Origin of the sequence: Mesorhizobium sp. M1D.F.Ca.ET.231.01.1.1 (genome assembly GCF_003999155.2) — a bacterium.
In the GTDB taxonomy this organism is placed as follows: Bacteria; Pseudomonadota; Alphaproteobacteria; order Rhizobiales; family Rhizobiaceae; genus Mesorhizobium.
In genome coordinates this window covers 105,526-132,084 of sequence record NZ_RZOZ02000010.1, presented here as the reverse complement: position 1 = coordinate 132,084, position 26,559 = coordinate 105,526, and the positions used below count along the sequence as shown (strand labels likewise).

Genomic DNA, 26,559 nt, shown 5'->3' with positions numbered 1-26,559 from the left:
AGCGTCGGCACTCGCACCGCGGTGGCGTTCTTCATTATAATGTTGCTTGCAGGATTGGTAATGAACTACTTCATAGTGGGATTGGCCATCCAACCGCAGTGACATCCATGGTTGGCAGCATGCCTGGGTGTATGGGCGCATGGTCCTTCGATCGTGGTATCCGTACTTTGCCGCGGTATGCTGCAACTTTTGCAAGTCGGCGATCAGGTTTTCCGGCATCGAGAGCCGGCTCCGACCGATCCAGCCGGTGGGTCTGCGTGATGCTCAGTTGTTCCAACCTACCCCCTTCGGCACCCTCCCTCTCTTGCGCCAAGACGGCTGGCCCCTTCGGCAAATGAAGGCCTGTCGGCCACCATCTTGGAATTCGGATCTGCATGGCTTCACAGTCCTGCAGTGCCTTTGACAACTCAGCCCCTTGATCAAGCACACTGCCAAGGCCCGCCTCCGGCGATCCCCTCCTCCAGCCAGGTGCCCTTGAACGTTTCCTTGACCTCGGTTGCCACGCGCTCCCCCACTTTCGGCCAGCACGACGGCGAGCCGCCTACGCAGTGGCGCTTCTCAGCGCCTCAGGCCTCTCGGCATCGACTACCGTCTGTCTGTTGAGGAAGCGTCGGCGCCAGTCACCATTGCCCAACGCCCTATTAGTGGCGGAGCATCGTTCTCAACAGGGGGCGCACAATCAGCTCTCCTCATCGCTTTCGGACGAAAACTTTCCATGTGTCAGCAGGAATTCCAGTCCCGAGCGTATATCGCTGGAGATGGCTTCGCCTGCGGCTGCCGCTTCGCGGGCGAAGAGCGCTCGGACCGCCTCGTCACAATAAGACGTTGCGTGCGCCTTGGTGGGATCAACAGCTAGATGGCGCAGCAGCGGCCCGCATTGCAGCCATAACAGCTCGATATGAGCCCGAAGGGTATCCGACGAGCAATATCTGTAGATCGCGAATTTGAGCTTCTGATTATAGTCGAGGTACGCCTCCAGATTATTCTCGCCCTGCGCTCGATTCAGGCCGGCGTTGGCCTGCTGGATTTCTTCCAGGCCCGCTTCGTCGATCCGATCGCATGCGTCCTCAGTAGCTCGTCCTTCCAGGAGCGCCCGCAGCTCCATTATTTCCTGGAGTCTGCGCCGGGTGGGGACCGGGATTGCATAGGTTCCATTCGAATTTTGAACCAGCGCTCTTTCGGCCAAAAGTCTTCCCAGAGCGGCACGCGCCGGCATCTCGCTCGTTCCCAGCGCCTTGCTAACCATCCTGCCGCTAATCTTTTGCCCTGGTTCGAAGCCACCTCGCATCAAAACCGTGCGCAGCTGCTCGTACACCTTGTCCTGCATCGATTGAAAATCGATCGGTTCCAGTGAAATCCCTGCTTTCATAAACAATCTCGACGAGGGTGCGCTGCTTCTCAATGCCGTTGGCGAACACGCGAGAGCCGAAAACATTGGCAGGACAGCTGCACTGAATAAGCTTCGGCAGTCAAGTAGCATGCGACATCGGCGTTTGAGCCTCGTTGTACGACCTCCAGTCGTTAAGGAAGAACCTTTCCGGGGTTCATTATGCCGGCGGGATCGAATGCGTTCTTGACAGCCGCCATCGCCTCGATCGCGTTTTTGTGCTCCCATCGCATGTATTTTGTCTTTCCATATCCAATTCCGTGCTCGCCGCTGCAGGTGCCGCCCAGCGCAAGTGTACGCTCGATGAGCCGGTCATGGATTTCTTCCGCGAGAGCGAATTCGGCAGCGTCGTCCGGATCGATGACCATCCCGAGATGGAAGTTCCCGTCGCCGACGTGACCGATGATGCTCACGTAGAAAGGCGTCCCCTTAAGATCCTCTCCGGTGGACTTGATGCATTCCGCCAGCCGCGAAATCGGCACGCAGGCGTCGGTGCCGTAGACGCGCGCGTTTGGGCGCGTGGCCAGCATCGCGTAGTGCGCCTCGTGCCGGGCATGCCAAAGCTTGTTGCGCTGCTCGAGGTCCGCCGAGGATTTCAGTGGCGAGCCCGAATGCCCTTCTACAAGAGCTGCCACCTGACGAATCTGCTCGTCAACGGCAGCCGGGGAGCCGTGAAATTCGAAAAAGAGTGTAGGAGCGACCGGCAGATCGAGCTTGGAATAGCGATTGACCGCAAGGATGGTCAGTTCATCGAGAAACTCGACACGCGCTACCGGAATTCCCTGCTGCACCGCCTCGGTGACCAATGAGACTGCCGAATCCACGTTGGGAAAATGCGATACGGCGGAGGAAATGACCTCCGGCAAGCCATAGAGCTTGACGGTAACTTCGGTGATCAGACCAAGTGTTCCCTCGCTGCCGACGAACAGGCTTGTCAGATCGTACCCGGCCGCGGACTTACGCGCGCGCGATCCGGTCCTGATGATTTCTCCATTCGGCAGCACCACTTCCAGAGCCAGGACATTTGACTTCATGTTTCCATAGCGCACGGCGTTTGTGCCCGATGCACGGGTGGCGGCCATGCCGCCTATTGTGGCGTCCGCGCCTGGGTCGACTGGAAAAAACAGCCCCGTGTCGCGCAGATAGGAATTGAGTTGCTTTCGCGTGACTCCAGGGCCGACCGTTGCGTCGAGATCCTCGGCATTGACCGCGTGGATCGCATTCATCCTGCTCATGTCCACGCACAGGCCGCCGCTCAGGGCGCAAACGTTGCCTTCCAGTGAAGTGCCGGCGCCCCACGGCACGACCGGTATGCGAGCCTGGTTGCAAACCTTCAGGATCGCGCTCACTTCGAGCGCCGAGGTCGGAAAGCACACCGCGTCCGGGGGACACGCAGGCAAATGGCCTTCTCCTCGGGCATGCTGCTCGACAATGGCTGTGTTGGTGGTGAGGCGATCGCCGAGAATTTCGCCAAGTTTCTGTCTGCTGGTTTCGTCGATCCTCATATCGTTCACTTTCAATCTGCCGCCGCCCCGTCTCGGCTCGGAGAGGGCTCCACAATAAGCGAGTACCGTCATCTCCGGGTCAGGCTGCGCAGGAAGCTTGCCTTGCGGGGGTTCGTGCTGACGTCGAAGAATTGGGAAGGCGCAGAATCCTCGACGATCAGACCGTCGTCCAGGAACACGATGCGATCGGCTACCTCGCGCGCGAAATTCATCTCATGCGTGGCGATGATCATCGTCATTCCGTCGTTTCGAAGTTCTCGCATCACCGACAGGACTTCATGAACAAGCTCCGGATCGAGCGCGGACGTCGGCTCATCGAAGAGCATGGCCTCGGGCTTCATGGCGAGCGCCCGTGCAATGGCGACGCGCTGCTTCTGGCCGCCGGAGAGTTCGTCGGGGAAGTGACCGTGGCGTTCGGCAAGACCGACGCGCTTGAGAAGATCGAGCGCCCTGTGCCGTGCCTCGTCCTTTCTGACCCCGAGCACCTGCACGGGACCTTCCATCACATTTTGCAGGGCGGTCATGTGGGGAAAGAGGTTGAAGTCCTGAAAGACCATTCCCAAGCGGGCGCGGACAGCCGCGATTCTGGCCTGGCTGTGCGGTTTCAATCCTTTGTGGGACGGATCGTAATAGACCCGCTCGCCATCGAGCCGTATTTCCCCGGCGCTCAACGTTTCAAGGTTGTTCACGCAACGCAGCAACGTCGACTTTCCGCTGCCGGACGGACCGACGAGGCACACCGCCTCGCCTTTGCTGATGTCGAGTGACACGCCCCTGATGACGGGCAAGGGACCGTAGAACTTTTCCAGGTTCAGCAATGTGATCACCGCGTTGCCTCCCCGACTTCAGTCAGGACGGCCGGCGGCGATGGCCTGCGGCGCTTGCCGCTCGCGTTTTGCGACCGCTTCTCAAGATAGCGCACCAGAAGCGAGGCCGGGAATCCAGCGATGAAATACAAAATACCCGTTACCGTATAGACAGTGAAGTATTGATACGTCGAAGACGAAATCAGGTTTCCCGTGTAGAGCAGTTCGTTCACCGTCACCACAGATGCCAAAGCCGTGTCCTTGAAGAGTGCGATGAAGTAATTGCCCAGAGTGGGCGTGACCACCTTGAATGCCTGAGGCAATATTATCCGGATAAACGCCTTGCCAGGAGTCATTCCCAGGGCGGCTGCGGCGTTTCGCTGTCCGACAGGTATTGCTTTGATACCGCCGCGATAGACCTCGCTAAGATAGGCCGTGTAGTTCATTGTCAGTGCGACGACCGCTGCCGCAAACGGATCGAGCTGCACGCCGGCTGAAGGCAGCACGTAGTAGACATAGAACAGCTGCAGGATAAGCGGTGTGCCCCTTATGATCTCGACAAAGGTTTCGAAGGGCAGCCTGACGAGCCAGAAGCGCGATGTGCGAACGAGTGCCAAGGGAATTGCCAGCAGGCCGGCGAGGACTATAACGATCAGTGTAAGCAACACCGTATTGCCAAGCCCCTGCAAGAGCACGAATCCGTAGGAACGGATCACTTCCAGGTTCAACAGTTCCATCTTGATTCCTACCAGCCGGTATCGGCCGGACAAAGCCGGCCGAGATCCGCTTCGTCTTGTTCGAGATCACTTCAATTCCAAGGGGAAGACGAAGAGATTCCTGTCCGAAAGCCCATTCGCCTTGAGAAGGTCGCTCATTGCGCCGGAGGCCCGGACCTCCGCCAGCGCCTGATTGTAGGCGGTGCGGAAGCTGCAATCGTCCTTTCGAAGACCGAAGCGGGCATAGCCATATCCGTTCTTTAGAAGATCTTCGGGCATCTTGAAGCTCGCGATCGATTCCACCTTGGCGTCAGGATTGGCTTTCTTGAAATCGGCGGCCAAAAGATCGTATTCGACGACGGCATCCACCTTATCCTGTTGGATAGCCGCAAACTCCTCGGCATAGTTCTGGAAGCGCGTGGCGGACACCCCGACCTTTTTGAGATATTCGTCCGGGCCGGTGCCCAGCAGAACACCGACGCGAACCTTGGACAGGTCCTCGAAGGTTTTGATACCTTTGGGATTGCCCTGTCGCACGACCAGGGCCGGTCCATACCACCAGACCGGGCCGCTGAACGCGATGGTCTTTGCGCGATCGGGCGTCACGTGGACGTCGGTCACCACCATGTCGATCCGTTTCGAAAGCAGCGACGGAATCAATGAGTTGAACGCCCCGGCCTCGTAGGTCAGCTTGGTGATGCCCATGTGCTTCAGCACTTCGGCGTTTAGCTCAACGTCGATGCCGATCGCCTTGCCCGATGTCGGATGGACGCCGGTCCAGGGCATTGCCGGCGCGACGCCTAGCTTCACGCCATGCTCGACGGCCCGTTGATAAGAATCGTCCGAACAGGCGGCATAATCTGCCGGCAGCTCGTAGTAAGGTTCCGCTGCCCGAGCTTGAAAGCCGGCACTGGCAACCAGCCCAAGTGCAGCGCAAAGCGAATTTAGAATTCTGGTCTTTGTTGGCATGTTTCTCCTCCGGCTTGATGAATGTTGGCCATTCGGGCCAGGCTGGCCCAAATTTGAATGTTGGCTACGGCCGCTCGTGAAGAGGGGCCAAACTTTGCTCGTGGGCGAGCAAATCGACCAACTGCATGCGCATCTTTTCGACCAGAGCAGCGCTCGCGGGCCTGTTCGGGATCCGCACCGGCCCCGCGTCGAAGCCGGCAAGAGCCTGAGCCGCTTTGATCGGACCAGGGTTGGGTTCGGCAAAAGCGCTGACGATGAAATCGCGGATACGCGCAAATTGCTGCTGGGCCAGCACAAGATTGCCGGATCGCGCCGTCTCAAAAATCTCCACCCAGGTCCTGGGCAGAACATTGGTTGATGCCAGCACGCCCCCTACGGCGCCGAGAGCGACCTCAACCGCAAACAGGTCCTCGTCGCCGGACATGAGCGCAATGTCGGCTCCTGCCAGTTCGACAAGCCTGGTGAAGAGGACCTGATCCGGATTCGATGCTTTCATGGCGAAGATCGAACCGTCATCGATGATCTTTCGGACGGTCTCAGGCTGGGTTGTGACAAGCGTCAGGTAGGGGATGTCGTAGAGCATGACGGGCTGGCCCACGCCGTCCGCTACTGCCTTGTAGTAATCTCTGATGCCATTCTGGGTCGGGTTCGTTCCATACGGGGTGATCACCATCAAGCCGTCGGCGCCGGCGTCCAGACAGGCCCTGCCGAGGCCGATCGCGTCCGGCAGGCCTGGCGAGGTGATCCCTGCGACGACTGGCATCCGCCCGCGGGCAGCCTCGACAGTCGTGGCGAGAACTTCGACCCTTTCGGAGAATGAAAGCGCAGACGCTTCCCCGGTCCCGCCCGCTACCACGATCCCGCTTATGCCGGCGGCAAGCTGCGCTTCGATCTGGGGGGCGATGGCAGCCTTATTCAGCTTTCCCTCGGCCGTGAACGGGCTGGTCGTGGCGGTGTAGAGGCCACGCGTCGTCTTGCTGGTCAAGGCCATTCGGCTCGTCTCCCATCGCCCTTGAGTGGTTATGCTGCGCGAAGGGTCACCCTCCCTTCTCACGAATATCCAGCTCTCAGAAACTGAGGTAATTGTCAATACTGCGATCATAGATCTTCGATCTGCGATCGCACTTTAGAACGCTGGCTCCATCGGCGAGCCGAATCGAGGAGGTACTACGGCGCTGGCGATGGAGCCGATCGTGGCGATCCAGTGTTGGAGACCAGCCGGGTGATGGAGCCTCTCGCGACTGCAAGGAGAGTGTTCGCCGTCACAAAACCGGATCTCGTCATCGTCGGAAAAGGCGATCGACGACGACGCCAATCAGACTGGGCAAATGCTTTCGGCCGTGCTCGGGCGCAGCCAGGGCAACGTCTTGCGTCCAAGGTTGAACTCGCCGAGGCGTGGCGGACGCGCCGACCTTGTCGACGACCGCTTCGACTTGCTGGGTGGTGTCTCAGTTTGAATTTAAAAGCCGATCCCGGTGAGCGACGCGCAGAAGCTGCATCTGTTCGAACAGGGCCAAAAGCTCTTCGGCCAAGTCTGTCCTAAAACTCTTATGGTGGAAGTCCGCGACAATCTCACGCTGGCGCGCAATGTGGCGCTCACCTAGGAGCACTTGCTCCTGCATCGCCAGAACGGTTTCCCTCATCGCTTAGCCGATAGCAGCCTTCTCGCTCTTTTCTATACGGGCCGCGCTTGCCCGGCTTCGGCGCAACGGCGCCCATCTTCTCGCAAAGGACTTTCATCCACCAGAGAGTTTGCGACACGCCGGCCGCTGGTGTTCATGCTGATGGAAACCGCGCTTCTCCCTGGGCCGGAGCACGCTCGAAGCGTTCCGGCCGACCTCAAGGCTAGCCACATGAGAACCGGCAGAGTCTGCGTGTCCCGCGTCGTGAGAAAGAGGGCCATATAGAATTCGTTGATCGAAATCACGAAAAGAGCGCTCGACAATAGCGCAACGCCTACTCCAGGCAGGACGATCTCGAAGAAGGTGATATGCGGAGCCGCTCCGAAATCGGACGACGCCAAGGCTGGCAGTGGCCGCGGTCCTGTTGGTCATCCTGTTCGGCTGCAGCCCCCGTCTTCGCAAGGAGAAGCCGAACCTGCAACGATAAGCACCCGACCCCCGAACACGTTTCGCTGGCGTTGCGCTCCTGGCAGTTGACGACCGCCAGCGAGATAACTGAGCCGAGTCCGCGTATAGGGAAGTTTCGGAGGAACGCCCCTATACTGTTTTCGGGATCGCGGGGCTGGATCTGTTCAGACCGCGCTCGATCCACGCTCGGGTCTCCTTCAGAATCTCGTTCGAAAAGGCGGGATCTGCTGTCGTTCGAGCAAGGATAATCGCTCCGACCATTGCGGCACAGCTTCCGATGGCTTCGCGGCGTCGATCGGTCTGGTCTAACCCACCAAGCTTCTCAAATATCCAGTCTATCTGGACACGCACGCCATCCGTTAGCGCTGAACGCGCCTCTGGCGCCTGACGAATCGTGTCCGCGGCAAGCCCGGCAATGGGGCAGCCAGCGGCGGAGTTGTCGCGGTGACGTAGCGACAGATACTGATCCAGGAAGGCGCGAAGATCAAGCGAGGTGCCTTTTCGAGTGTCGATCGCGTGACCGAGAGCATGCACGATCAAGTCATCTTTGGACTCGAAGTGGCCGTAAAATCCACCGTGCGTCAGTCCCGCAGCCTTCATGACTTCCTCGATACTGACGGCCCCGAAGCCCTTCTCCCGGAACAGCCGACTCGCGACCTCCAGGATTCTTTGGCGATTCTCGGCCTTCTTCTCTCGGCTCACTTTCATTTCAAAATTCTCCATCGTGGCCGTTGACATTTTCATGATGTCCATCATGTTAAGACGGCAATCATTATGGTCATCATCAATATAACCGTACTCCGAAACACAACAAGACGACCATGTCTGAAAATCCCTCGGGGCTTATCACCGAAGCCTCCCCTGGAATCGGCGCTGCGTATGCAGACCGTTTCGCCCGACGCGGATACAGCCTTGTGCTGGTGCGCGTTGCCGTCGATGTCCTTCAAGCGACCTCACCATGCCCGTCGAGCTTGCATCGGTGGAAGCGCGACTGCGCAACGACCGCAGGATCGGGATCTTGGTGAACAATGCTGAAGTGAGCATTGGTGGAATCTGCATCAGCCAGCGCCCGAAAGGGAGATCATCATGAGCACACGCGACATCATCCTAGCCCACCCCGTCCGCACTGCCATCGGCGCTTTCAACGGCGCGCTGAAAGGCATTCCGGCAGCCGAACTTGGAGCCATCGCAGTGCGAGAAACCGTGCGCCGCGCCGGTATCGAGGCAGATGCGGTCGGCAGTGTGGTCATGGGCAATGTCATCCAGGCGGGAAACCGGATGAACCCGGCGCGGCAGGCTGCAATCGGTGGCGGGCTTCCGGTCAGGGTGCCGGCGATGACCATCAATCGGGTGTGCGGCTCAGGCGCGCAGGCGATCCTGAGCGCCGCGCAGGAGGTCGCAGCGGGCGACTATGATGTAGCCATCGCCGGTGGGATGGAGAACATGGACCGCGCCCCCTATCTCATGGAAGGTGGGCGTTGGGGCTATCGCATGGGACCAGCCCAGATTCTCGACAGCATGCTGAGCGACGGGCTTGTCGATGCTTTCTCGGGCCAACATTCGGGATGGCACACCGAAGATCTCGTAGAAAAGATGCAGATCACGCGTGCCGATCAGGACGCCTTCGCCGCGCGCTCACAGCAGAGCTTTGCGGCCGCGCGAGATACCGGTAATTTTGACACTCAAATCGTCGCGGTCGAGCTAAAAGGCAGCAAAGGAACGGAGAGCTTTACGACCGACGAAGCGCCGCGCCCCGGCACCACGGTTGAGTCGCTTGCCCGTCTACGCCCCGCCTTTCGGCCCGATGGTACCATCACGGCCGGCAATGCGCCGGGGCTGAACAGTGCTGCAGCAGCGATGATTGTTGCCGAGCGAGGCTTTGCCGAGGCAAGTGGCATTGTGCCGATGGGTCGGCTTGCGGGTTATGGCGTCGCCGGAGTGGAACCGAGCATGTTCGGGCTGGGCCCTGTTCCAGCAGTGCACAAAGCGCTGACAAGGGCAGGCTGGAGTCTATCCGACCTCGAGCGCATCGAGATCAATGAGGCCTTCGCCGCCGTGCCAATCGCGGTCGCCCGCGAGCTCGGCCTGCCGGAAGACATCGTGAATGTCGAAGGCGGCGCTATTGCGCACGGCCACCCGATCGGCGCGACCGGCGCCATCCTGACTACCCGGCTCCTGCATGCGATGAAGCGTGAGGGCTTGCGCCGCGGGATCGTGACACTCTGCATCGGCGGAGGACAGGGCATTGCATTGGCGCTGGAGAGCCTTTAGCCGGTTCTTTGCCTGGATCTGGGTGAGCCGCGATGGCGAGCATGAACCAATTGCGCGAGCCAGCAATTGTCGATGCTGGCTGTCGGCTGCAAGGTTGCAATAACGCTCATCAGCGTCATTTGTCGATCGATGCTGCGCTTCCGCACTCCGCCCGCGGTCACGAGGAAAAAACGATCGCATTTTCTGCGCTTGCTGCGGCGGTCCATGTGGACCGTGATTTGAACCTGAGGACTTCAATTATCCGCCTGCTGATATACCGGCCGGCGCCGCCTATTCGTACTACACGATCCCCCACGCACGAAACCTTCCCCTGCCCGTCATCTCGCGCAGCCCGAGCTCGCCGATAAGGTCGAGCGCCCCCTGCTTTGAGACCTTAGCCGATCTTGGATCATGCCGGTGGCGACGAGCGGCCGTGAGAGCACGAGCTCGACAAGTGCGGGCAATTTCGAGCTCGCGCGGCGCTCCCGCAGCCGCCGCTCCATCTGGCTCTTCGACAGGACAAGACGATCGTGCTCTTTCAATCCAGTCAGCGCGGCGTCCTGGATGGCATCGACCAAGGCCAGCAGTCGGTCGTTGCGTCTTCGTGCCCGCCGGCGCTCCCGCGCAATGTTTTTACCAGATGGCCCGCGCAGACTCCCTCCTGCCGCAGGAGCGAACCAACCAGAAGCGGTCCGAAAAGCGGCATGCTGCAGCACCTTGATTTCGGACCAGGCGTCGAACAGGATCGCGGCGCGAAGGACCACGGCAGCTGGCGCGTTTCGGCGAGGATGTCTTGCCATTGCGCGAGCCGCGCATCCTCATCCCAGTCGAGATCGGAGACGAGCGCCGGACGAGCCGCGCTGGACACGGTCTCCTTGCGGGTTGGGACTGCAGCACCTTCCAGCACCTTGCTCGTCCGTTCCAGCACCGCGTCGATCGCCGCCAATTCCGCGCCCAGCGGATCCGTGTCATCCGCCTCGGCAAGGTCAAGCCCCATCTCCGACGGCGTAGTCTCCCGCTCTTGCCGGCCATCTGGCGTCGCTGCCGCCACACCGCCTCGACCTGTCAGCTGGCGCAGACCTTCGCGGCCGAGCGCCAGTCGGCGGCACGCCCGAAGATCTGACGGCGCGCGCGAAGCACCGCGTGTGCGCGAGTGAGCTCATGGGTGGGCGCGCGGACGTCCATATGGGCATCGTGAAGGACGATGTGGCGTCCGGAATTATCTGTCGCAGTCCGGAATTAAGTCAGGACGTCGCTGTCGCGCGCACGTTACCTACGCCGAGATTCTGACGCCATCTGTCTCAACGGATTGTGGGGGAAGTACAGAGCTGAATCCTGGTCCATAGGGCTGCTGCTCGGTTTACCAATCTTGGGGTCTTGGGTTGACCAATCCGTTGCCGACCGTAAGAAGGTTGACCAATAAAGGCGCTTAAATTCCACGCCAATCCAACCACTTAACCCCGGTCCAGAATTAGCTGTCATTGAGGCCATTGGTAAACCCGGTCCTTGTTACCAGACTGCCCTTTATGCGACTTTCGAAGCACAAAAGGCGAACATTGGAAGGGCGAGGTCCAGTTCCGGTGATCATAGCAACGGCTGAAAGGGGGCCGTCAGCGGACCGTCAGGCATCGGCTGGTTTTCCCAAGAAGCTGCCGTTCAGCGTCCGACCTCATTGTAGTCGTTCAGACCAAGCCGGCCGATTTCCCAGCGGACGCCCGAGTCAGAAATTACTCTGGCTACAGAATTCGGATAGGCTGTTTACTATCCTGCTTGCCACGTGTAATCCCGACATGGATGTTGATGTGTCTCCTCTTTTTTGTGATTGCAAATGGTCGACTTCAAGAAAAAGCTTGGCGGTAAAGTCGTCGAGAAACAGACGGATCCTGTCAAGCTTTACGACACTTTGGATCGCGAGGCGGACAAAGGCCCCTTGCGTCCGGCACAGATTGCTGTGCTCACAAAATGGTTCGAGACCGACGCTGACAAGCGCGACACGATCGTTAAGCTGCATACGGGCCAAGGCAAGACGCTGATTGGCCTCCTAATGCTGCAATCGCGTCTGAACGCCGGCCACGGACCAGTGGTCTATATTTGCCCAAACAACTTCCTGGTCGACCAGACATGCGAGCAGGCACGCCAATTCGGAATACGGACGTGTACTTCGGAAGGCGATCTGCCAGAGGACTTCATCGACGGCCGGTCCATCTTTGTCACGTCAGTGCAGAAGGTCTTCAACGGCCTGACTAAGTTCGGACTCAACAAGCAGTCGGTAGCGGTCGACACGATGTTGATGGACGACGCGCATGCCTGTTCGGACACGATCCGCAACCAGTGCCGAATTCACATCCCCCGTGAGGAGGAAGCCTACAGCCTCTTGAAGGCGCTGTTGTCCGCCGATCTGGAACAACAGGGCATGGGCACCTACGCCGACATAGAGAACGAGAAGCGAGATGCGTTTCTGCCGGTGCCTTACTGGGCGTGGATCCCGCGCGAAGCCGAGGTGGCCGGCATCCTTTCGAAAAATTCTGACCGCAAGTCGATCAAGTTCGCCTGGCCGTTGCTCAAAAATCTTCTGACTCATTGTCAATGCGTCATTTCAGGAAATGCCGTCGAGATCGAACCATACATCGCGCCGCTCGACGCCTTCGGTTCCTTCGACAAGGCTAGGCATCGCATCTTCATGTCCGCCACCGTCACCGATGACGCATTCCTCGTCAAAGGCTTACGGCTTTCGCCCGATACCATCGCCAAACCGCTGACGTACGACGGGGAAAAATGGTCGGGCGAAAAGATGGTGTTGTTGCCGTCGCTCATCCACGAGGATCTGGACCACGGCTTGATCGTCGAGAGATTTGCCAAGAGCAGTAAGAAGCGAAGCTACGGACGAGTGGCGCTCGTGCCCAGCTTCGAGAAGGCGAAGCCTTGGGAAAGCGGTGGTGCCGTAGTCCCGAAGACAGAGACCATCGGCGCGGCGATCGACGCGCTTTCTCAAGGCGAATTCGACGACACTGTCGTGCTCGTGAACCGCTATGACGGGATTGATCTGCCAGACAAGACGTGCCGCATCCTCGTCTTTGACTCGAAACCTTACGCTGAAAGCCTTACGGACCTCTACGAAGAGCAATGCCGTCCGCATAGCGCCGCGACCCTAATGCGTGCAGTGCGCACCGTGGAGCAGGGGATGGGTAGAAGCGTGCGGGGCGAGAAGGACTACTCGGTTGTCGTCGTCATCGGTTCGGACCTCGTCCGACTGCTTCGGGATAAGTCCTCGCGTCGGTTTCTGTCGTCGCAAATGGCCACGCAGATCGAGATTGGCTTGGAAATCACCGATATGGCCAAGCAGGATATCGAGGATGGGATAGAGCCTTTGCAGGCCTTTGCCGATCTCGCCAACAAATGTCTCAAGCGGGACGACGACTGGAAGGCGTTTTATGCCGAGCAAATGGAGAAGGTTTCAGTCGCCGGCTCCGATCAAACGGCTTTGCAACTCTATAAAGCTGAGTTGGACGCCGAACTGGCACACATCAGGGGGGACTACGCCGGTGCCGTTAAGATGGTTCAAGCCATCATCGATAGGGGAACCCTAGACGACGACGAGAAGGGTTGGCATCTGCAAACCCAGGCCCGTTGCAACTTTTTGTCCAATCGCGCCGAAGCGGATGTTCTGCAGATCGCTGCCCACAAGCGCAACCGGCTCCTGCTTAAACCCGCGTCGGGTGTCACTGTCACTAAACTCACCGTGGTGAGCCAGGGCCGCGCAGAGCGCGTCAAGAAATGGATCGGAAACCACAACGATTATGCAGACCTCAATGTCGGGGTCACCGACATGCTGGGCAGACTGGTTTTCGGAACGAAGGCAGACAAGTTCGAGGCCGCGCTTAACGAGTTGAGCTTCGCTCTCGGTTTCGTCGGAGAGCGGCCGGACGCAGAGTGGAAAGAGGGCCCCGACAACCTCTGGGCGTTGGACGACAGCCAGTACATCTTGTTCGAATGCAAAAGCGAAGTCGGCGTGACCCGCGCCGATATAAGCAAGCGGGAAGCCGAGCAGATGAACCGGTCGAGCGCGTGGTTCGACAAGCATTACAAGGATATGAAGGTCAAGCGTCTCATTGTCCATCCGGCCGGAAAGATCGAAAGCGCTGCGGCGTTCACCCATTACGTGGAAGGCGTCCGGGAGTCGGACCTCAAGAACCTGGTCAAAGCCACGCGCGAGTTCTTCAAATCGTTCGAAAACCAGAACCTTGACGATCTCACCGCGACCCATATCCAAAAGGTCCTCGACGCCCACGGATTGTCGGTTCCCAACCTTCTCTCTAACTACTCCCGCAAGCTCAAAGACATGAAATGATCCGAGGGAGGTGCTACGGCCGAGGCGGTACCACTCTGCACGAGTGGCGTCTCGTTAGCTAGTCCGCATGCACCTTGCCGTGCTTTGGGATCGGCAAGTTACATGTAGAAACTGTACCGGGGTGCTATCTCCTGATCTTCACCGACGTATTTCAGAACTTCCCCCACTTGCCGGGCGGCTGCGATCGTGATGGGGAGCCCGTTGTCGAACTGAGTGTTGTTCCAGTTCATTTTTGTCAGCGCCAGGGTCTCGTGGGCTATGTGCTGGAGAGGCTGGCCGAGAACCTGACAGCGAAGTAGAAGCGGCCTTGGGATGTACATCCCAGGGTACGTTCGGAAAAACTCGACACTGCCTTTAGTATAGAGCAGCGCCTGGTCTTTATCGATCCGCAGTAAGCTCCCCCTGAGCGGCGGATAAACGCCGAGTCGGTAGAGACGGGTCATCGACTTCCGAATCCAAATAAAGTCTGCGTAGTCGATATCTCGCTCGTCTATCGCTTTGTGAAAGCCATCCAGTTCGTTGCGGTCAAACTTCGATGTCTTGTGAAGGACCACCCGCGCCGGGTAGTGGTCATGCTGTTTGCGGAACACCTTGAGTGAGTCCCGGAGAAGGGTATACGCGTCCTCCGCGGTGAGGTGCGGTGAGCGATCTTCTTCGCTTTCCACCATCCGGCCACCGCGGAGGATGAGGCCCTCGCCTCGTTCGTCGAACATCTGCGCTGTGCTGGTATGGACGTATTCGCCATCGACAGACCTGTAAAAGCTCAATCCAACGAATGACGTCCTGCGTTCACGTGCATCACGCGCAAGGCGCCAGGGCAATCCGCCTGCCTTGTAGTAGATCGCAGTCACGAGGTTCCAAGCGATGGTTGCCGCATCCTGCGTACGCCGTTGGCTGCTTTCCTTGAGCTTTCTCGAGATGCGGTACGACGGATCGTACGTCGTAGGCCAGATCAGCTGTATCGGGATGCGGAACCGCATCGCGGCCGCTTTCAGCATGCCGCGGAAGTCTAGGTCTCCTCCGGCCTCAGTGTCATCCTTGTCCTCGTCAAGCGTCTCCCTCGCGTTCACCGTTCTCTCGATGAACTCTACCGGCAGCGCTATCAATATCACATCCGGCTTTACTGCCTGCTCGGCCAGAACGGAGATCTCCTCGACTATGGATTCCACCACAGCCCGGGTGACCTCTCTCTGCCCGGGGATCGCGACCAACCTTTCGATTTCTTTTGAAGGAAGGCCTCGCTGGAGTTCACTCGATGTGAAGAAGTCGCAGTGAAAGGTTTCATCGTTTCGAAGACCGGGAAACGCTGGAAAGAGGTTGGGCTGCCTGCTCGGCTTGGCCACGAAACCTTCAGAGCAGGACTGCACCCACTTAGCGGTTCCTTCCAAAGTCTCGGCGCTTCCGATGATTCCCAGTTTAATGCGCTTGGGTGCATTCTGTGCATTCAGGTCGAACGGACCGTAGTCCATAACACCGAAGCGAATATCGACGTGTCGCAGCCCGCCTCCGAACTCCAACTCTGGTTCCGCCAGGTGAGATAGTCTCATTCGACCCCTTCCTGCATTTTGTCGAAGTCGAAGAGCGGCGAGGCGGCATTGGGTTCTTGCGACGCCCACAACTTATCGGGCACTCCTAACTCGAGTTCCATCGGGGCGATCTCACGGAAGCGAAGGAACGGATAGGCATCTGTAAGCAGATCTCCGCCGACCCTGTGCGTCGTCAGGAAGGCACGCCACATCACGAACTGTCCCATCACAGCCGCGTTGTTCTCAAGCTCCTTTATTTTCTTGAGATGTTCTCCCGACAGCGGGTCCGGCTCCAACCCGTCTCTGGTGAAGTGATATGTGGGAGTGACCTCTACGAACCACTTTTTAGCGTAACAAACGAACTGCGCACGGAAACCTGAGTGACGGAAATATGCTGGTTTGGCTGGGTTCGACCGCTGCCGGCCGTATGGGCCAACCACGCGCCGAGTGGTGGTGTTTTGTAGGCTCCGATACGGGTAGTTCAGTTTCGCGCGGTTCTTGGGCTTCGTGAAGAAAAGGACATTTGAGTCTCGATCCCTGTACAAGTTTGGGCGAGTGAATTCTCCGAGCGTCCGGTTCAAGAGTGCGGTGAAATCCCGAAGGCGATCGTCGTCATCGCTATCTGACCACTCAGACGTGTCGAACTCCTCGAGCGCGGTGGTGTCGCACACCTTGTTCCATGGCCACTTGTCTAAGTCATGGAAGGATAGGACCGCGTTTTCTCTCACAATCCACTCAGAGGGTGCTTTGGCATCGAGATTTCGCAGAGCCGCACCGAATGATTTGTCGGAGCCGTGGTCCGTCGGCGCCCAGTAGATCGTGTTGGCGAAGTCCACCTCCAGCAGATTCAGCAGCAAAGATTCCTGAAGGCGTACGCTGGGGCCCGTTGAGCCTGGACGGACAGAGGCTGCTACTGAAACGAGCGCGTTCTTAGCATCGACGGTGAATGCGTCTTGCTGCTTGTCAAAGACGACTTTCTTAGACGAGAGGTTCTCAGTATTGCCAAACCACTCCTTGATGGATTTCCAATACGCCTTTCCATCCTGCAATTTGACGACGATCAGCAGGACGGGTGCCGTTCCGTGCATCCAGTACTGAATATCAGAATCCGTGACGGGAAACTCAAAGGAAGAATCCGTTTCCGCCTGCAACCGGCTACGCTCGGTCGCCTTGCCTTGAACCTGAAGACTCAGATTGCTGACCACCCCGGTAGTGTCGTCACGCAACTCGACATAACCGTCAATTCCAGCTTCGACACCGCCGGTCTCGTAGAACATGAAACCCATGCTCAATACGATCTGGCGGATATGGGCGATGCCTTTCTCGCCGATAATATCCGCTCGCCCAATCTTCTTCGACATGAGCTCCCCCAAGACTTTCCTGAGCTGAGAGAATCAACAGGAATCGTCCTAAGTAGATACGACGACCTTGGAAGTTCATCAATTTCGCGGGCGAACGATCCTGACGAGCGGAGTATCGACACTGTGAGCCCATCACTGGAACCGAGAATCTCTTGCCCGTCAGCGAGACGAACCATCAACGCGGGGCGAGCGCGATCTTGAGCGCTTCGACATCACCGGACGCGCCAGGGTGCACGATGACGGAGTTCGTCACGACGACGCACACAAACTGGCACTACGAATGTGTTGAGTCCTATCTTCGCGGGGATTCGAGTTTGCGCTAACATGGTGCTCGGGGGTGCCAATTGTTACAACCTCGATTATTGTTGAAAGATCACCGCAAGCTGGTTTTTGAGCCTGGCGGTTCCCGCCGGACTTTGCCCAATCTCCGTGAATCAGACATCCTGTCTGGCGGCGATGAAGGGCACTTAAAATTGCTCGATCAAAGAGAAGAACAAACCAACGATCCGGGTTATGACTTCGCTTACACTGACCCGGACGGACATTTCGTGGCAGTGCAGGTCAAGCTAGGCAGCTCGACCAAGACCGGCAGCGGGCCGGGGAAAACACTGGGAAAGTGGGCTCGCTTTCCGTCCGACCGGGGGTACCCATTCGATCGAACGGAACTCTGGCTTTTGGATCGAGGCAGCCTCACGCTGCAAATCTGGTCAGCGGGCAGGAACGAGCCTGACGCTGAATTTGGCTTGGCCGACGTGGTCGAGACCGGCGTTAGTCTGGACATTTCCAACCGGCGATCGTCGCAGAAGTTTGATAGCGCGAGGGTGGAAGAGCGCGTAGCCCGATGGGTCGAGCAGGTCGAAGCGCTCTTCACCCAGATCGAGGGGTGGGTGGAACTGCACGGTTACTCGGTCGACCGGACGCAGACTGTTTCGATGAACGAGGAGATGATGCAGCGCTTTGCAGTGGCCGCTGTGAAGCTTCCCATGTTGCGGATACGAAAGGGGACGCGTGTCGCTGCAACAATTTTTCCTGTTGGTCTGTGGGTTATTGGCGCGAACGGCAGAGTCGACGTGCTTACGCCTAGCGGCGGCGCGACGATCATAAACGCCAGCGACACGCCAAATGACCCAATCTGGATGATTTACTCCTCACCAGGCTCGAAGGCCCTGCGGCTTGACCAACAGCAGCTTATCGCAGCCATCCAATGAAAGAGCTAATTCTCGCAAGTCAACTGCATGCGCAGCTTGATACAGACTATGCGAGTAAACTGTTCCGCGCGACGGCGCGCAATCACCAGCACGCTATAGCGCGATACACGGAACTTCGCCGTATCAACGATGGCGCATACTTTCTCATCATCTTCGGGACGTTTGAGCGATACATCACCGACCGCGCCGATATGGCCGTTAAAACCAGAACCAGTAAGCCGCTCTTTCGCCACAGGCGAGCATGGGAGACGCTCTTAAACGGGACAAAGCTACAAACCTCATTTCTGAATAGAGTGCGCGTGCTGCTCGATATGCGGTCGCAAAACTTCACCAAGATCGCCGACTACTATGGCGTTCGCAATGATCTGGCGCATGAGGGCATAACAGCAAAGGTGTTTAGCATCCCCACCGTGGTTGCCGACCTTCAAACGGCGCTAAATTCGCTCCGATCCTAGCTATGTCGCCATCCAGCACCGCAGTTTCGCTGGCAAGTCCTGCCTGCAAGCAGCGGGGTCGCGGAACGCAGCAAATGTGAATCGATGCGCCAGACAGTTGGCTTGGTCTGCGTAATCCTGAAGTGTAGGGTTAAGCCTCCGTCCAAGCCCCTTCGCGGAACGTCGGCTTTTAGGTCAAAGCAAAGTTTGCGGTAGCGACCACAATGCGGCGCGAAGCTGCCGCCGAAATCGGACCCATTGTCCGGCGGGTTGTCCAGACTAAACATTATGGCTGATCAAACGGCTCGGCCACGATCGCAGCTCGCTCGCATCCTCAGGGATGCTCACGCCGCTTCCGTAGCCCAACGAGACGCAAAACACCTGTTGGCAGGCCATGGCGATCTTGAAGGCCATCTCGATACCTGCGACCTTCTCACTGTCAACGGAGGGCACACCCATGGCACATAAGTTCGAAATCTATAAGGACAAAGCTGGCGAATATCGCGTTCGCTTTAAGTACAACAGCGAGGTGATTTTCTCGACCGAGGGCTACTCAAGCAAATCCAGCGCTCAGAACGCCATCGACTCGATCAAGAAAAATGGCCCCAGTGCGCCGGTCGAAGACAATAGCTGACCGCCTTCGAGGCCATACAACGCTGCGAAAATTCCGAAGCCGAGCATATTGGCTTCGGAACGAGCTTCGGATTGGCACTAGCACTTGTTGCGCTGGGACAAGTGAGGCCGTCAGGTCCTAAGGCAATCTTCGGTAAATAGACTTCACTAGACCTCTGCTCCATTTAGGAGCATTCTCGCCGCTGGGGGAGTGGGGTGGATAGGTCTCGTTACGACAATCGTTCTGATCGCTGGCGCAAGCGCACTGGAGCAAAACACTCCCGTGCACTGCGGTGGGCAAGTGTGCTGCGACGGTTGATCTTCGTCACCGCTGCTGCAGCCGGTGCCTTCGCCGCTGAGACGATCTTGATGCATAGTGACCGCTTGCCCGACCTGACCCCTTCGAACTGGATCGGGCCAAAGCCCGCCCCCATGACCGGCGTGGCGTCCGTCATTGACGGTGACACAATCGAAATCCACGGCCAGCGCATTCGGTTCAACGGGATCGACGCGCCAGAGAGCAAGCAATATTGCGACGACGCCAAGGGCTTCGAATACCCATGCGGTCGGCGATCCGCCGAAGCGCTGAATAGCTTCCTCGCGGCCTCTAGGCCGGTGGCATGCATCTTTGTGACTTGGGATCGCTATCACCGCTTCGTTGGCGACTGCCGGCGCGCCGACGGCGCCAGCGTGGCGGCGTGGATGGTAGAGCATGGCCAGGCGCTCGATTGGCCGCGCTACAGCAACGGCGCCTACGCACCACAGCAGGCCAAGGCCAAGGCGGCGAGGCTTGGCCTATGGGTTGGCAAGTTCGACGCGCCTTGGGACTGGCGCGCATCGCATGGCGACGGGACTGCGCCGTCGAGCCAGCCACTCGGCATCATCAGTCGCAAGCTGGTCGCGCAAAGCGGCGGCATTTCGTGCGAGCCCCGGCGGTACTGCTCGCAAATCAGCTCCTGCGAAGACGCCCAATGGTACCTGCACAACTGTGCGTGGGGCCGCAAGCTGGACAGGGATGGTGACGGGGTAGCGTGCGAGACGCTTTGCTAGGGAGGGATCCATGGATGACAAGTTTTACAACCGCGTCAGCGGCGACCGTATTTCGTCGCGGCAGATCGATGAATTGATTGGGTTAGCGCGCGGCCTCGCTGCAGACGGAAGTATCAACACGGCGGAAGTCGAGTTCCTTCAAAAGTGGCTGGCCGCCAATGTCGAGATTAGCGATCAGCCGATCGTCCGGACCTTGTACCGACGGGTCAATGAAATCCTTGCGGACGGCGTGCTCGATGCCGATGAACACACCGAACTTCTCGATACGTTGAACAGCTTCTCGAACCGAGATTTCGAACTCGGGGAAGTTTTGAAGCCGACCACCCTGCCCCTTTGCAATCCGCCTCCGCATTTGAGCTTTGAAGGTCGGTCGTACTGTTTCACCGGGACGTTCAATTATGGCCAGAGGAAATACTGCGAGCAGGCCATAGTGGATCGTGGCGGCCGCGCCGGCAGTTTGACGCAAAAGACCGACGTGCTCGTGATCGGCGCCTACGCCACGGAGTCTTGGAAGCACTCATCGTTTGGCGACAAAATTTTCAAAGCGACCGCCTGGCGCGACGAGGGCTTGCGAATCTCGATTGTCGCCGAGAGCCATTGGGTCGGTTTTCTCTGACTTCGTCCGTTCGTTTGGCAGCGTCTCATTGCCGTCAGCACCCAATTCGGCCGAGGTGGAACGATGCGACACAATACGTTCAGCGATCTGATTCAGGTGTTTCGGCGATTTGCGCATCGCTCCATCACAAGCTTCGTCGCGTTCGCAACTGCAACGGCAGCTGGGTGTAGCTCCATAGACTACCAGAAGCTCACCACCGGTGAGATATCAGGCAGCTTGTTCGTCATGTGGGTCGGTGAAGGCAACAGTTCCGGCGACGGGAATTTCTTATTCGTGCCCGACCCGCATGATCCCTTGATCTTCCATCGGGCCGATCCGACGGCTCCGGCTAGCGAGATCAAGCCGGGCCTCATGTACACGGACGGCGGCTCAATCCCAAAAATCGCGCAGGTCTTCAAAGGGCTGTCGCCTTGGGGCTACGCTCCTGCCTACATGATCCACGACTGGATCTTCATCGCTCATCACTGCATCGTCGACGGCAGCACCGAGAAAAGGTTCGACCAAGTTCGCGGGGTCGGCTTCGACGACTCCGCAGCGATCCTCGGCGAGGCAATCAAGGCGTTGATCGCGACGCGCCAGGTCGCGCCAAACGATGTTGCACCCAGCGCCATCACTGCAGCCGTGGGAAGCGCAATCGCCAAGAACCTTTGGGACGAGAAGGGAGCCTGTAAGTCGCTACAGGTCAGCGCGAAAGATATTGCTTCCGCAGAGGCGGCGATACCGGGCTCCACATCCAAAGCTCAGAACCTGAGGACCTTCCAAATACCGGAAGCCGTCACACCTTCGATCCGAGCAGTAAAGCCAGCGAAGATCATCGCTCGTCTGTCCTTCTGACCTGGCGTCGAGCCAACCCATGGCGGGCCGGCGTGCGGCGACCGACCGTACGAGCACGCGCCAGCAACGACCCCATTTGGGTTACGCGAGGTCGTGGATGGCCACGTTAGGGACAACCGACTTCGCAATCTCGCACAGGTGTTGATGATGCGTCAGGTAAATGACCTGGCCCACATTGGCCATCTCACCGAGCAGGCGGAAAACCTCCTCCGACCGGAGATGGTCGAAGGTCTCCATGATGTCGTCAGCGATGAACGGAACAGATGGCCTGAGCTTGGCAAACTCGTAATATCCGGCGAGTCGTAGAGCCAGATAGAGCTGAAAACGCGCGCCTTTCGACAAAGCGTCTGCGACCTTCGACTGGCCATCCCGCTGTGTCGCGATGAGGACCTCGCCGCCCTTTACAGGCTGGGTCGTCAAGCCCGTGTACAGGCCCCGAGTGATCAGTGCAAAGGCGTCGGAGGCCTCGCTCATCATTCCAGATCGATGGCGTTCACGATAGACCCGGAGCGCGGTCGCTGCAGACATGACGCCAAGCTTCAATTCGATAAAGCGTATAGCCTTGTCCTCGATCTCCAAGAGGACTGTCCGGCGTTGAGCGTCTAGTCGGGCAACTGCGCTGTCGCCGCCGACGCCATCAAGCTTGTCGGACGCCCTAGTGCGGGCGACAAGTTGCTGCTGCAACGCTTCATCGACATCGACGAGCCGTCGCTCGCCTTGCGCCTTTTCGACTTCAAGCGCACCGAGATCAGCGCCTTCGAGAAGGGATCGTGCCTCAGCAACACTGCCCACGCCCAATTCGGCTGTCAGCTGGTCCTCAAGTTCCCCCAAATTGGTTCGCAGACGGTCGCGCTCCCGCAACAATTCGTCTTGCTCGACAACTTCCGGCAGGCTTCCGACACCAAAAGCACCTAGTACTTCCCGCTTTATCGCCTCATGTGACGCGATCTCGGCCCGCAGAGCCTCACGGGCATCCTCCAGCTGCTGCAAATCAGCAAGCAGGTTGGTCCTGGTGTCACGAGCACGCTCCGATTGCTCCAGGCGCTCGGCAAGCCCGACGCTGAACTGTTCCGGGGCGTCGTCGCCGACAGCGCCACCGGCCTGGGCAGCAACCCTTCCAACTTCTTCGGCAAACTCGACCCTGTCGGCCTCCATCTTGCGAACGCGTATATGCATGGCGTCGCGGTCCTGAAGCGCCTTCGAGAGTTCTGAGAGCTGGTCAAGCACGCTTCCAAGCCCAGCGCCTGCGATGCCCTCTTCCAGCCAGGTATCCTTAAGAGCCGCCTTGACCTCCGCCTGCCATGCCTCCTCGCGCCTCTCGGCCATTTCCACGGCTAGCCGCCGGCTTGCCAGCTCCTCTTCCTTCACGGCCACGCTTCTGAGCGCCTCGGCTCGTTCCGCGTCGACTTTGGCCTGCCGGTCGAGGAAGCGATCGGCAGCAACGACCATCGTATCCAGCCCCTGACCGGCTTCAGGCTGGATTCCAACGCTCTGCAACGCCGAGATCAGCGCGAGCCGTATTCGTTCGCCCTCAGCATGAGCACGCTCTAGCCTGGTTCGCGCGATTCCGATTTCGTCCCAGGCAGCGAGGGCTTCAAGACGAGCAGAAATACGTTCATCGACCAGATCAACAAGCAGATCGAACGACAGCGCTTGGCTATCGCCAAGCAATCTGCTTGCCGCGTCCTTGATCTCGGCCGCAGCGCCCTCGGCCCGCTCGGCAAGCTTTGCCAGTTGGCTGTTGACCCGCCCAATGGCCGCTTCGGTCTCGCCTTTTCTTTGCTTGATTGCGCGAAGATCGGCGAGTTCGCCTGCATGGATCAGACGAGCCGCTCCGACTTGGTCGTCCTTGGCCAACGCGGCGATAAAGCGATCCGCGGTCTCAGGTTTGAGATCAGAACGATGGCTTTGCCAAGCTCTGTCACGCTCAACCCTTATAGCTGCGGCCGTTTCATCATCCATCAGATCGACAGAGGCTCCGACAACAGCCAACCTGGACGAGGCATTGACCCGGTTTTGCTCATACTCGGCGAATCGCTCCGACAGCACTGCGCTGTCCTTTTCAAGCGCCGCGGCAAGCTTTCTCCAGGCGGCAATGTGCACGGCCGTGGGAGCAGCGGTGCTCGAGAGGGATTCTGCATCGCCGGACCAGGGTTGAAGGCGCCGCATAGCAATCGCCATCTTCGTTTGCCGGTCTTCTTCAAGCGTTCGGGCCTCTCGCGCATCCCGTGCGTGGCTACTGGCTTTCGCCTCCGACAGTGTGGCCATGAGCCTCGCCCGCGCAGGCTCTGGTACCCCCCTTTCCTCGCTGACGCGGCCGCGTGCTGCTTGAAGCCCGTTAAGTGCCGATGCGGCCTCATCGCGGGCAATGCGCAAGTTTGTGGTGATACCGGAGCGTTGCTCGACCATGGCGCGCAGTGTGCCGACGACGAATGCCGGCAGTATCAGTTTCGAGGGATTCTGTTCGCTCGATTTGCCCAGCGCGGCCAGGCAGCTGTTTACGACATGATCAAACCCCTGCAGCTCCATCCTGCGGTTGGGCAGGTCCAAGCCTGCCGAAACGTAGCGCGCCTTGCGGTCGGCAAGGCCACGCACCTGCTCGGAGACCGCCAGCACGGCGTTGTCGATAACAGTCGCCGCGATCCTTGCCTGAGCCCGATCGATCTCTTCGGCGTTGGCCATTAGGCGGGTGCCCAGCCTGGCATCATGCTCGATCAGCTCGGCCACGCTGCCGGTCCAAGTCTGCAGTGGTGACGGAGTGTCGGGCAGTTCCGCCAGCTTGGTCGTCTTGCGGGTAATCTCGGCCAGCATCGGAGCCGCGCGCATGTATCGATTGACCGTAGCCAGACGAGCCGTCAAGGCAGAGCGCTCTGCTAAGCTGCGATTATATTTTTCTTCGGCGTCGGCTCGCTCCGCCTCGAGCGTCTCGAATGTCGAAGCCAGCGTGTCGATAGCGTCCTTGCTGGCCTTCAGTTCCCCGAACCGCTTCTTCAGCTGAGCGATTTCGGTAACCTGAGCCTGCCTTCGATGCAGGGCGTCAGCTTCGGCCTCCAGCGCGCCCAAGACATCGCTTGCGTTGCCTAGGCCAGCGCTCGCTGTGAATAGAAGCTTGCCGAGGTCGCCTTTCGATTCAAGAATTGCCTTGCCGCCGGCTTCCAGCGTCTCGTCATCCAACGAAAACATCGTGCTGTAAGCATCCCGGGAGAGTCCGCCGAGGTGTGCCGCAATCGCAATTTCGCTAAGCGGTTGGCCCTGAGCATCGTGCACCGCGTTGTTGCGGCTCTTGATGCGCGAAAAGGCAAGCGACTGCTCCTCGAATTCCAGCACCCCGCCAATGCGCATGGAGCTGTAGTCATGCAGGAAATTGTAGCGGCTGCGCTCTTCGATACCGAAGAGCAGGTCAAGATAGGCGGAAAGTGCTGTCGATTTGCCGGCTTCGTTCAATCCAAAGACTATGTGCAAATCCGGACCTGACGCCGGCTTAGGCCCGAAGTCGATCGCTTTGTCAGTGAATTTGCCATAGCGGGTAAGATCGAGGCGCCGCAATCTCATTGCGATCCACCTGCCTTCAGCCTGGCGGCGACCAGGTCGACGCCGCGTGCCAGCACATCGTCGAGGAAGTGTTCAAGCCCGGCTTCGTCCTTTCCCGCAAAGCCGCGGGCGTCGGGCGGCAGGTCCCCGATCGTCTTCAACACAAACTCCCGGGCGTCTGACCGAAATGCTTCCGACTTCGCGTTGGCGCGCATGGACTGCGCAAGCTCCAATGTTGGATCGGCGTTCTCTTCTCGATTTTCCATGCCCGGAGGTGAAATCGCGAGCTCCAGCTTCTCCACCCAGGTGTTACCTACCTGCTCCGCTGCTTGCTCGGCTTCTACTAGCAGCAAGTCCCGGTCGCGGATTATCGTCCAGGATAGGGCGGACGCTCCGATCACACTGAGGCGGGCAACAAGGTGCCGGGATCTGGCGGCGGTCCGTGCCTGTTCCAATGCCGATCGGATACGCACAACTGCCTCGCCCCATTCCAAGGCGCCGGTCAGATCGACGCTTACGCGTTCAAATTGCGCAACACTGGTAAGCCTCTCCTCAATCTCAACGGAGCGGTCATCGTGGAAGGTCACCAATGTGGCTGACTTCTCACCGGCCTCATTGATATCCCTGCCCTGAGGGATCCCAGGCATCACAATTGTGCTCGGGCCGGGATAGACCTTGCGAACATGAATGTGGCCGAGTGCCCAGTAGTCAAAGCCGTGGCCATGCAGGTCGGTGACACTGCAAGGTGCATAGACGTCATGGCCTGGCGAACCGGCGAGACTGGTGTGCATAAGACCTACGTTTACCGCCCCATCCAACGGGCCGGCATATTTGGGCAGGAGGCTTTCCGGCGCCTTCTGGCTGGCGAAACTTAGACCGTGAAATGCGACATCTAGCCCAGAGCTGGATTGGGTTACGGATTGGGCGCGGCCAGTAAAAGTCGTCACCGAATCCGGCATTGCGAGCTGCTTCGAAATGCGTGACATGGCATCGTGGTTGCCGCGGATCATGTAGACCCTGACGCCCGCCTGATGGAGACGCGTCATCTGAGTCGCCAAAAAGCGTGCCGTCTTCATCGACGTCTGGTCGCCGTCGTAGAGATCGCCTGCGATGGCAAGGGCATCGACACGTTCTGCCAGGCAAAGATCCACGATTGCCGTAAATGCCTGTCGGCTGGCATCTCCGATGAGATCGGCGAGGTCGGCATTGCGCAAAGCGAGCGAACGCAGCGGTGAGTCGAGGTGGATATCGGCTGTATGAACAAATCGAAACGCCAACGGAATGCTCTCCAGTCCCAATCCGCTTAGGCCAAACAC

The 26,559-nt window shown here is 58.7% G+C and carries 21 protein-coding genes and 3 pseudogenes; 11 read left to right on the top strand and 13 right to left on the bottom strand.

Translation table 11 applies throughout. From position 1 onward, the window contains the following. Positions 1-679: 679 nt before the first annotated feature. The 6 genes from EN874_RS24265 to EN874_RS24240 all read right to left on the bottom strand — a co-directional run bounded on the left by EN874_RS24265 (position 680) and on the right by EN874_RS24240 (position 6,374). Complete coding sequence (locus EN874_RS24265) at positions 680-1,369, bottom strand: GntR family transcriptional regulator (RefSeq protein ID WP_168247579.1); 690 nt, start codon at positions 1,367-1,369, stop codon at positions 680-682. Positions 1,370-1,521: 152 nt separating this feature from the next. Next, positions 1,522-2,901, bottom strand: coding sequence for an FAD-linked oxidase C-terminal domain-containing protein (locus EN874_RS24260; protein ID WP_348631742.1), 1,380 nt, complete (start codon positions 2,899-2,901; stop codon positions 1,522-1,524). A gap of 59 nt (positions 2,902-2,960) precedes the next feature. Further along, complete coding sequence (locus EN874_RS24255) at positions 2,961-3,719, bottom strand: amino acid ABC transporter ATP-binding protein (protein WP_127426928.1); 759 nt, start codon at positions 3,717-3,719, stop codon at positions 2,961-2,963. Continuing rightward, the gene (locus tag EN874_RS24250) at positions 3,716-4,435 is read right to left on the bottom strand and encodes an amino acid ABC transporter permease (RefSeq protein ID WP_127426927.1); all 720 of its coding nucleotides are present in this window, start codon (positions 4,433-4,435) and stop codon (positions 3,716-3,718) included. The genes EN874_RS24255 and EN874_RS24250 overlap by 4 nt, the downstream gene beginning before the upstream one ends. 66 nt (positions 4,436-4,501) lie before the next feature. Next, on the bottom strand, positions 4,502-5,434 hold the full coding sequence (locus tag EN874_RS24245; RefSeq protein ID WP_127426926.1) for a transporter substrate-binding domain-containing protein: 933 nt from the start codon (positions 5,432-5,434) through the stop codon (positions 4,502-4,504). Between the two features lie 13 nt (positions 5,435-5,447). Then, a complete protein-coding gene (locus EN874_RS24240; RefSeq protein WP_168247577.1) occupies positions 5,448-6,374 on the bottom strand; it encodes a dihydrodipicolinate synthase family protein in 927 nt (308 codons plus the stop codon). A 276-nt stretch (positions 6,375-6,650) separates the two neighbouring features. On the opposite strand from EN874_RS24240, the pseudogene EN874_RS34945 reads away from it, so the two are divergent. Both EN874_RS34945 and EN874_RS34860 read left to right on the top strand, forming a co-directional pair. Then, positions 6,651-6,744 (top strand): annotated as a pseudogene (locus tag EN874_RS34945) (electron transfer flavoprotein subunit beta/FixA family protein); the annotation flags it as partial. Positions 6,745-6,858: 114 nt separating this feature from the next. Next, on the top strand, positions 6,859-6,987 hold the full coding sequence (locus tag EN874_RS34860) for a hypothetical protein (RefSeq protein ID WP_281061448.1): 129 nt from the start codon (positions 6,859-6,861) through the stop codon (positions 6,985-6,987). 615 nt (positions 6,988-7,602) lie between these two features. Here the strand turns inward: EN874_RS34860 and EN874_RS24225 are convergent. Continuing rightward, positions 7,603-8,181: a TetR/AcrR family transcriptional regulator gene (locus EN874_RS24225; protein WP_127427011.1), complete on the bottom strand. Its 579-nt coding sequence runs from the start codon at positions 8,179-8,181 to the stop codon at positions 7,603-7,605. A gap of 113 nt (positions 8,182-8,294) precedes the next feature. Here EN874_RS24225 and EN874_RS34485 point away from each other — a divergent pair. Together EN874_RS34485 and EN874_RS24215 are read left to right on the top strand one after the other, a co-directional pair. Further along, positions 8,295-8,524 (top strand): annotated as a pseudogene (locus EN874_RS34485) (SDR family oxidoreductase); the annotation flags it as partial. A 35-nt stretch (positions 8,525-8,559) separates the two neighbouring features. Beyond that, positions 8,560-9,744, top strand: coding sequence for an acetyl-CoA C-acetyltransferase (locus EN874_RS24215; RefSeq protein WP_127426923.1), 1,185 nt, complete (start codon positions 8,560-8,562; stop codon positions 9,742-9,744). A 279-nt stretch (positions 9,745-10,023) separates the two neighbouring features. Here the strand turns inward: EN874_RS24215 and EN874_RS34480 are convergent. Together EN874_RS34480 and EN874_RS34475 are read right to left on the bottom strand one after the other, a co-directional pair. Beyond that, positions 10,024-10,136: pseudogene (locus tag EN874_RS34480) on the bottom strand (helix-turn-helix domain-containing protein). Between the two features lie 134 nt (positions 10,137-10,270). Next, complete coding sequence (locus tag EN874_RS34475; protein WP_245513653.1) at positions 10,271-10,720, bottom strand: DUF1612 domain-containing protein; 450 nt, start codon at positions 10,718-10,720, stop codon at positions 10,271-10,273. 831 nt (positions 10,721-11,551) lie between these two features. On the opposite strand from EN874_RS34475, the gene EN874_RS24205 reads away from it, so the two are divergent. Next, a complete protein-coding gene (locus tag EN874_RS24205; RefSeq protein ID WP_127426922.1) occupies positions 11,552-14,071 on the top strand; it encodes a DEAD/DEAH box helicase family protein in 2,520 nt (839 codons plus the stop codon). A gap of 98 nt (positions 14,072-14,169) precedes the next feature. Here EN874_RS24205 and EN874_RS24200 read toward each other — a convergent pair whose 3' ends face one another. Continuing rightward, complete coding sequence (locus EN874_RS24200) at positions 14,170-15,618, bottom strand: hypothetical protein (RefSeq protein ID WP_127426921.1); 1,449 nt, start codon at positions 15,616-15,618, stop codon at positions 14,170-14,172. Further along, positions 15,615-16,958 (bottom strand): DUF4365 domain-containing protein, encoded by a 1,344-nt coding sequence (locus EN874_RS24195; protein ID WP_127426920.1) that lies wholly within the window; start codon positions 16,956-16,958, stop codon positions 15,615-15,617. The genes EN874_RS24200 and EN874_RS24195 overlap by 4 nt, the downstream gene beginning before the upstream one ends. Before the next feature lie 365 nt (positions 16,959-17,323). On the opposite strand from EN874_RS24195, the gene EN874_RS24190 reads away from it, so the two are divergent. The 6 genes from EN874_RS24190 to EN874_RS24165 all read left to right on the top strand — a co-directional run bounded on the left by EN874_RS24190 (position 17,324) and on the right by EN874_RS24165 (position 21,712). Next, entirely contained in the window at positions 17,324-18,166 is an 843-nt protein-coding gene (locus EN874_RS24190; RefSeq protein ID WP_127426919.1) for a hypothetical protein, read from the top strand. Continuing rightward, a complete protein-coding gene (locus tag EN874_RS24185) occupies positions 18,163-18,621 on the top strand; it encodes a hypothetical protein (RefSeq protein WP_127426918.1) in 459 nt (152 codons plus the stop codon). The genes EN874_RS24190 and EN874_RS24185 overlap by 4 nt, the downstream gene beginning before the upstream one ends. Positions 18,622-19,057: 436 nt before the next feature. Continuing rightward, positions 19,058-19,234: a YegP family protein gene (locus tag EN874_RS24180; RefSeq protein ID WP_127426917.1), complete on the top strand. Its 177-nt coding sequence runs from the start codon at positions 19,058-19,060 to the stop codon at positions 19,232-19,234. 281 nt (positions 19,235-19,515) lie between these two features. Beyond that, the gene (locus EN874_RS24175; protein WP_127426916.1) at positions 19,516-20,262 is read left to right on the top strand and encodes a thermonuclease family protein; all 747 of its coding nucleotides are present in this window, start codon (positions 19,516-19,518) and stop codon (positions 20,260-20,262) included. A 10-nt stretch (positions 20,263-20,272) separates the two neighbouring features. Continuing rightward, complete coding sequence (locus tag EN874_RS24170; RefSeq protein ID WP_127426915.1) at positions 20,273-20,878, top strand: BRCT domain-containing protein; 606 nt, start codon at positions 20,273-20,275, stop codon at positions 20,876-20,878. Between the two features lie 63 nt (positions 20,879-20,941). Beyond that, positions 20,942-21,712, top strand: a complete 771-nt coding sequence (locus EN874_RS24165; RefSeq protein WP_127426914.1) for a hypothetical protein — start codon at positions 20,942-20,944, stop codon at positions 21,710-21,712. 81 nt (positions 21,713-21,793) lie between these two features. Here EN874_RS24165 and EN874_RS24160 read toward each other — a convergent pair whose 3' ends face one another. Together EN874_RS24160 and EN874_RS24155 are read right to left on the bottom strand one after the other, a co-directional pair. Then, positions 21,794-25,264 (bottom strand): AAA family ATPase, encoded by a 3,471-nt coding sequence (locus EN874_RS24160; protein ID WP_127426913.1) that lies wholly within the window; start codon positions 25,262-25,264, stop codon positions 21,794-21,796. Further along, positions 25,261-26,520, bottom strand: coding sequence for a DNA repair exonuclease (locus EN874_RS24155; protein WP_127427010.1), 1,260 nt, complete (start codon positions 26,518-26,520; stop codon positions 25,261-25,263). Before EN874_RS24155 ends, EN874_RS24160 begins: the two co-directional genes overlap by 4 nt. Between the last annotated feature and the right edge of the window lie 39 nt (positions 26,521-26,559).